Source organism: Amycolatopsis sp. NPDC059235 (genome assembly GCF_042754125.1).
Taxonomy (GTDB): Bacteria; Actinomycetota; Actinomycetes; order Mycobacteriales; family Pseudonocardiaceae; genus Amycolatopsis; species Amycolatopsis albidoflava.
Genome location: NZ_JBHZAG010000009.1, coordinates 164,618 through 171,662, shown reverse-complemented (window position 1 = coordinate 171,662; position 7,045 = coordinate 164,618). Strand labels below are relative to the sequence as shown.

5 protein-coding genes are annotated in these 7,045 nt (G+C 67.6%); 4 read left to right on the top strand and 1 reads right to left on the bottom strand.

Annotated features, from left to right (window positions below; all coding sequences use genetic code 11):
• Positions 1–309 precede the first annotated feature (309 nt).
• On the bottom strand, positions 310–2,151 hold the full coding sequence (gene asnB, locus ACFXI3_RS09390) for an asparagine synthase (glutamine-hydrolyzing) (protein WP_378399163.1): 1,842 nt from the start codon (positions 2,149–2,151) through the stop codon (positions 310–312).
• Positions 2,152–2,575: 424 nt separating this feature from the next.
• Here asnB and kdpF point away from each other — a divergent pair, with 424 nt between their 5' ends.
• Genes kdpF through ACFXI3_RS09370 form a run of 4 tightly spaced genes read left to right on the top strand, consistent with a single transcriptional unit; the run spans position 2,576 to position 7,043 of the window.
• A complete protein-coding gene (gene kdpF, locus ACFXI3_RS09385; RefSeq protein WP_037358287.1) occupies positions 2,576–2,677 on the top strand; it encodes a K(+)-transporting ATPase subunit F in 102 nt (33 codons plus the stop codon).
• A 1-nt stretch (position 2,678) separates the two neighbouring features.
• Positions 2,679–4,340: a potassium-transporting ATPase subunit KdpA gene (kdpA, locus tag ACFXI3_RS09380; RefSeq protein ID WP_378399162.1), complete on the top strand. Its 1,662-nt coding sequence runs from the start codon at positions 2,679–2,681 to the stop codon at positions 4,338–4,340.
• Positions 4,337–6,430: a potassium-transporting ATPase subunit KdpB gene (gene kdpB / locus ACFXI3_RS09375; protein ID WP_378399161.1), complete on the top strand. Its 2,094-nt coding sequence runs from the start codon at positions 4,337–4,339 to the stop codon at positions 6,428–6,430. The genes kdpA and kdpB overlap by 4 nt, the downstream gene beginning before the upstream one ends.
• Before the next feature lies 1 nt (position 6,431).
• Positions 6,432–7,043 carry a potassium-transporting ATPase subunit C gene (locus ACFXI3_RS09370; protein ID WP_378399160.1) on the top strand — a complete coding sequence of 204 codons (612 nt, stop codon included), beginning with the start codon at positions 6,432–6,434 and terminating at the stop codon, positions 7,041–7,043.
• Positions 7,044–7,045: the final 2 nt, after the last annotated feature.

The following is a 7,045-nucleotide window of genomic DNA, read 5'->3' as shown; positions in this document are numbered from 1 at the left end:
GGGTCTCGTGGGCTCGGATTTGTTTATAAGACCCAGCGTTGCCCTCTGCTCCCACTGACGTCCGTGAGGGGAACCCTGAGGGACTCAGAGTCCCTCAGGGTTCCCCTCACGGATCTCCGCAGCGTCGGATCAGGTGCATCGGCCGGGAACCTCGGCGTCGCCGACCCGGAACCCGCTGCTGAAAGAACCCCAATGCGGCGTTGGGTGCGCAGGACGCAACGCCGCATTGGGTGCATGACACGCAACCAATGCGGCATTGGGTGCGTCGGATGCACCCAATGCCACATTGGGGCGGTCCGGGCGAGCGGGTCAGTCGAGTTCCAGCTCCGGCGAGTACATGTCGAACCAGTGGTGCAGGTCCAGCGCCCGGTCCATGCCGACGCGCTGCGCCTGGCTGATCGCCGCCGGATCCGTTTCCGCCGACTTCTGCAGCCACTCCCGGCCGACCATCTGGAACACCGGGTTGTCCTTCTGCGCCAAGGCTTCCTTGATCTGCTGCTGCAGCGCGATCGCGTACCCCGGGTCCTGAGTGGACGGATACGGGCTCTTCACCCGGTCCCGCACCGACGCGGGCAGCACGTGCTTCGTCGCGTGCCGCAGCAGGCTCTTTTCCCGGCCGTCGTAGGTCTTCAGCGACCACGGCGTGTTGTAGACGTATTCCACGAGCCGGTGGTCGCAGAACGGCACGCGCACTTCCAGGCCGACCGCCATCGACATCCGGTCCTTGCGGTCGAGCAGCTGCCGCACGAACCGGGTCAGGTGCAGGTGGCAGATGACCCGCATCCGGGACTCCCGCTCGGATTCGCCGTCCAGCAAGTCCACTTCGGACACCGCGGTCCGGTACTGGTCGGCGACGTAGGAATCCAGATCCAGCTTCTTGGCGAGGCCCGGTTCGAGCAGCGACCCCCGCTCGTCCATCAGGCTGTTGCGGAACGCCAGCCACGGGAAGGTGTCGGCCTTGACCGCGGCCTCGTCGTGGAACCAGCGGTACCCGCCGAACACCTCGTCGGCCGATTCGCCGGACAGCGCGACCGTCGATTCGCCGCGGATCGCCTTGAACAGCAAGTACAACGACGTGTCCATGTCGCCGAGGCCGGACGGGATGTCGCGGGCGCGCAGCACCTTGCGGCGGACCTCGGGGTCGCTGAGGTCGGCCGGGTTCAGCATCACGTCCTGGTGCGCGGAACCGACGAGCTTGGCGACGTCGCGGATATACGGCGAGTCGGGAGTGTCGCGCATCTCGTCGGGCTGGAAGTTCTCCTCCTGCCCGAAAAAGTCGACCGAGAACGTGCGCAGCTGCTCGCCCTGTTCGGCCAGCCGGGCGGCGGCGAGGCCGGTGACCGCGCTCGAGTCGAGGCCGCCCGACAGCAGCACGCAGCGCGGGACGTCGGCGACCAGCTGCCGGTGGACGATGTCGGTCATCAGTTCGCGCACGCGCTCGACCGTCGTCTCCTGGTCGTCGGTGTGCTGCTTCGCGTCGAGCTTCCAGTAGGTGCGGGTGTTGATGCCCTCGCGGGTCACGGTCACGACGGTGGCCGGGTCGACCTCGTACATGCCCTTCCACAGCGACCACCCCGGCCGCTTGGTGAAGCCCATCAGCTCGCGCAGGCCGTCGCTGTCGACCACCTTGCGCGCCAACGGGTTCGCCAGGATCGCCTTCGGCTCGGAGCCGAACAGGACGCCGTCGCGGGTGGGGTAGTAGTAGAACGGCTTGATGCCCATCCGGTCGCGGATCATCACGAGCTTCTGGTCGCGCTCGTCCCAGATCGCGAACGCGTACATGCCGTTGAGGTGGTCCACGACCTCGGCGCCCCACTGCAGGTACCCGTGCAGCACGACCTCGGTGTCGCTGTCGGTCTCCCAGCGGTGGCCCAGTTTGGTGAGTTCTTCACGGAGTTCGGAGAAGTTGTACGCCTCGCCGCTGTAGACCATCGCGACCTCGCCGTTCGGCGTCTTGACGCTCATCGGCTGCCGGCCGCCCGGCAGGTCGATGATCGCGAGCCGGCGATGACCCAGCGCGACCGAGCGGCGGACCCACGTCCCCCGGTCGTCGGGTCCTCGGCAGGCCATGGTCTCGGTCATCGCGTCCGCGATCTCCTGCTGCTGCGTGAGATCGGTGTCGTAGGAAACCCAGCCCGCGATTCCGCACATACGAGACCTCCCGGAGTTTAGTTAGTTAGTTGATACAACTATTGGTTACTCAGGTGTAACACGGACCCCCGATCTTTGTCTGCCCGAATTGCACTCTCTGTCCTTGATCCACTACCAGCTGTGCCGCAAGTCACCCACCAACTACGGACAGTCATCCACCCCGGCTGACCCGAATGGCGCTTGACGTAGTGGCGCGGGTCACCGGCCGTCAAGATCGCGTAAACGCCCCCAGGTCACCGCGTCAAGGAGGCGTCAGACGCGGGTGCTCACCCTCCGCGACGACCGCACAGTGGCACTCGACCGACGGTCACCCGGGCCGGGTGACCCTTTCTGAGAGGTGCCTCGTGGCGGATTTGCTGTACGCCCTATTGCTCATCGGCGTTTTCGCGGTGCTCGCCGGTGCCCTGCGCGGGCTGGAGAAGCTGTGAGCGGCGCGGGCACCGTGGCCAACATCGTCGGCGGACTGCTGGCGCTCGGCCTTCTCGGCTACCTGTTCGTCGCCCTCGTGAGGCCGGAGAAATTCTGAGATGAGTGACGTCGCGGCCGGCTTCCTGCAAGCCGGCGTGCTCCTGGTCGCCCTCGCGGTGGTCTACAAACCCCTCGGCGACTACCTCGCCCGCGTCTTCTCCACCGAGAAGCACTTGCGGGCCGAAAAAGCCCTGTACAAGATCGTGCGGGTCGATCCGGACACCGAACAGCATTGGAAGACCTACGCCTCGGGCGTGCTCGGCTTCTCGTTCGTCTCGGTGATCCTGCTGTACCTGCTGCAGCGCCTGCAATCGATCCTGCCGTGGAACTTCGGCCGCGGCCCGGTGTCGCCCGCCGTCGCGTTCAACACCGCGGTTTCCTTCGTGACCAACACGAACTGGCAGTCCTACACGCCCGAGACGACCATGGGCCACTTCGTCCAGATGGCCGGGCTCACCGTGCAGAACTTCCTGTCCGCGGGCGTCGGCTTGGCCGTGGCGATCGCGGTGACGCGCGGGTTCATCCGCTCGCGCACGGACCGGCTAGGCAACTTCTGGGTGGACCTCACGCGCGGCACGATCCGCGTGCTGCTGCCGATGGCGTTCGTGTTCGCGCTCGTCCTCGTCGCGCTCGGCGTGGTGCAGAGCCTCCGTTCCGGAGTCGCGGTGACGAACCCGGACGGCAGCAACAGCACCATCGCGCTGGCTCCGGCGGCGAGCCAGGAAGTGATCAAGGAACTCGGCACCAACGGCGGCGGCATCTTCAACGCCAACTCCGCGCATCCGTTCGAGAACCCGAACGTCTGGACCAACGTCGTCGAGATGTTCCTGATCCTCGTGATCCCGGTCTGCCTCACCCGCGCCTTCGGGCAACTGGTCGGCAACCGCAAGCAGGGCTACGTCCTGCTGTCGGTGATGGCCGGTCTGTGGACGGCGATGCTCGCGGTGATCTGGACGTCCGAAGCGCGCACGAACAGCCCGTCGGCGCTGGCCGCGGGGGCGAATCTCGAAGGCAAGGAACAGCGGTTCGGGATCGGCGGCACGTCGCTGTTCGCCGACACCACCACCGGCACGTCGACCGGCGCGGTCAACGGCGCGCACGACAGCCTGTCCGGCCTCGGCGGCGGGGGCACGATGCTGAACATGCTCTTCGGCGAGGTTTCGCCGGGCGGCGTCGGCACCGGGCTGTACGGGATTCTCGTGATGGCCGTGATCGCGATGTTCCTGGCCGGGCTGATGGTCGGGCGGACGCCGGAGTACCTGGGCAAGAAGCTCGGCAAACGCGAGGTCACCTGCGCGGCGATCTCGATGCTGGCGATGCCCGTCGTGGTGCTGCTCGGGTCCGGCATCGCGCTGATGATCCCGGCCACGCGAGACGCGCTCGGCAACTCGGGCCCGCACGGGCTGTCGGAAGTCCTTTATGGCTACACGTCCGCGGGCAACAACAACGGCAGCGCGTTCGGCGGGCTCACCGCGACCAGCGACTGGTTCCAGGCTTCGCTTTCGGTGGCGATGCTGATCGGCCGGTTCGTGCCCATCGTCGCGGTGCTCTGCCTGGCCGGTTCGCTTGCCTCGCAGAAGAAGGTTCCCGAAACCGCGGGCACGCTGCCCACCACCGGGCCGCTGTTCGGGACGTTGCTGACCGGCACCGTCGTCCTCGTCGCGGCTCTCACGTTCATCCCGGCGCTCGCGCTGGGGCCGATTGCAGAGGCACTGGCATGACCATCACCCAGGAGCGGACTCCGGAAGAGGAGACGCAACACCACGTCGAAAATGCCGGACGAGTCGGAGCCGGCGTCTTCAGCCCGAAGCAGCTGTGGTCGTCCATGCCGGACGCATTGCGCAAGCTGCACCCGAAGCATCAGCTCAAAAACCCGGTGATGTTCGTGGTGTGGGCCGGATCGGTCCTGACCACCGTCTTCGCGGTCACCGACCCGAGCGTGTTCACGATCCTCATCGCGGTGTGGCTCTGGTTCACCGTTGTGTTCGCGAACCTGGCCGAAGCCGTCGCCGAGGGACGCGGCAAGGCGCAGGCGGAATCGTTGCGGCGGACCAAAAAGGAGACCGTCGCGCGGCGGCTCACCGAGGACGGCTCCGAGGAGCAGGTGCCCGGCGTGGACCTGCGTGTCGGCGATCGGGTGGTGGTCGAGGCCGGGGAGGTGATCCCCGGCGACGGCGACGTCGTCGAAGGCATCGCCACGGTGGACGAATCGGCCATCACCGGCGAGTCGGCCCCGGTGATCCGCGAGTCCGGCGGCGACCGGTCGGCGGTCACCGGCGGCACCACGGTGCTGAGCGACCGGATCGTCGTGCGGATCAGCACCAAGCCCGGCGAGTCCTTTGTGGACCGGATGATCGCGTTGGTGGAAGGCGCTTCCCGGCAGAAGACGCCGAACGAGATCGCGCTGACCATCCTGCTGTCCACGCTGACCATCATCTTCCTGCTCGCCGTCGTGGCGCTGCAGCCGATGGCGGCCTACTCCGGCAGCGAGCAGTCGGTGATCGTGCTGACCGCGCTGCTGGTCTGCCTGATCCCGACCACGATCGGCGCGCTGCTGAGCGCGATCGGCATCGCCGGGATGGACCGGCTGGTGCAGCGCAACGTCCTCGCGACTTCCGGCCGTGCGGTCGAAGCAGCCGGAGACGTGTCGACGCTGCTGCTGGACAAGACCGGCACGATCACCTTCGGCAACCGACGCGCGACTGAGCTGATCCCCGTCGGTAAGTCCACTATGGAGGATCTGGCGCGCGCGGCCCGGCTGTCCAGCCTCGCCGACGGAACGCCGGAAGGCCGCAGCATCGTCGAGCTGATCGCCGAGCAGCACGGCCTTCCCGGAGCGGCGGACGAAAGCGAGAAGCTCGCCGAGTTCGTGCCGTTCACCGCGCAGACCCGGATGAGCGGTGTCGACCTCGACGGCCGTGAGGTCCGCAAGGGCGCGACTTCGGCGGTGCGCCAGTGGGTCCGCGAACGCGGTGGCGACGTCCCGGACGAGACCGAACGCGTCGTCGACGAGATCAGCCAGCAGGGCGGAACCCCGCTGGTGGTCGCGGAAGCCGCGGGCGGGACGGCGAACGTGTGCGGCGTGATCCGGCTGTCCGACGTGGTGAAGCCGGGCATGAAGGAGCGCTTCGAGGAACTGCGCTCGATGGGCATCAAAACGGTGATGATCACCGGCGACAACCCGCTCACTGCGCGCGCGATCGCCGAGGACGCGGGCGTCGACGACTATCTCGCCGAGGCCAAGCCCGAGGACAAGATGGCGCTCATCAAGAAGGAGCAGGAGGGCGGGCGGCTCGTCGCGATGACCGGCGACGGCACGAACGACGCGCCCGCGCTCGCGCAGTCCGACGTCGGCGTAGCGATGAACACCGGGACCATGGCGGCCAAGGAGGCCGGCAACATGGTCGACCTCGACTCGAACCCGACCAAGCTGATCGAGATCGTCGGGATCGGCAAGCAGCTGCTGATCACCCGCGGCGCGCTCACCACGTTCAGCGTGGCGAACGACCTGGCGAAGTACTTCGCCATCCTGCCGGCGATGTTCACCGGCATCTTCGCCCAGCTCGGCGCGCTGAACATCATGCACCTGGCGACGCCGAAGTCGGCGATCCTCTCCGCGGTCGTCTTCAACGCGCTGATCATCGTCGCGCTGATCCCGCTCGCCCTGCGCGGCGTCCGGTACCGGCCGTCGTCGGCGTCCGCGCTGCTGCGTCGCAACCTGCTCGTCTACGGCCTCGGCGGGATCGTCAGCCCGTTCCTCGGGATCTGGGTGATCGACCTGATCGTGCGCCACATTCCAGGGATTGGCTGACATGAACGTTTTGCTCAAGCAGACCTGGGCGGGCCTGCGCCTGCTCCTCGCGATGACCGTGCTGCTCGGCATCGTCTACCCGCTGGGCGTGTGGGCGGTGTCCCGCATCCCCGGCCTCCAGGGGCACGCCGAGGGTTCGGTGGTGACGCAGAACGGCCAGGCGGTCGGCTCGTCGCTGATCGGGATCGACCCGGTGCCCGCCGACGCCGCGCACGACCCGTGGTTCCACAACCGGCCCTCCGCCGGCTCGAAGGACGTGCTCGGGCCGGGCGACCCGTCGACGTCGGGGCCGTCCAACAAGGGGCCGTACAACGAGGATCTGACCAAGGCCATCGCGCAGCGGCGGGCCCTGATCGCCCAGCGCGAGGGCGTCACCCCGGCGGAGGTGCCCGCGGACGCGGTGACCGCCTCGGGTTCGGGGCTCGACCCGGCGATCAGCGTCGCGTACGCCGATCTGCAGGTGCTTCGCGTGGCCCGCAACACCGGGCTGAGCGAGGAGAAGGTGCGGCAGATGGTCGCGGACAACACGATCGGCAACGGGATCGGCGTGCCGGGCGTGAATGTGCTCCGGCTCAACCTTGCCGTGCATTCGGCCGCTCCTGGAGCACACTGAAC

Excerpts from the sequence above, each read along its gene's own strand:
- asnB (WP_378399163.1), bottom strand. The coding sequence starts at position 2,151 with ATGTGCGGAATCGCGGGCTGGGTTTCCTACGACACCGATCTCACGCAG.
- kdpA (WP_378399162.1), top strand. The coding sequence starts at position 2,679 with ATGAGTGACGTCGCGGCCGGCTTCCTGCAAGCCGGCGTGCTCCTGGTC.
- kdpB (WP_378399161.1), top strand. The coding sequence starts at position 4,337 with ATGACCATCACCCAGGAGCGGACTCCGGAAGAGGAGACGCAACACCAC.
- ACFXI3_RS09370 (WP_378399160.1), top strand. The coding sequence starts at position 6,432 with ATGAACGTTTTGCTCAAGCAGACCTGGGCGGGCCTGCGCCTGCTCCTC.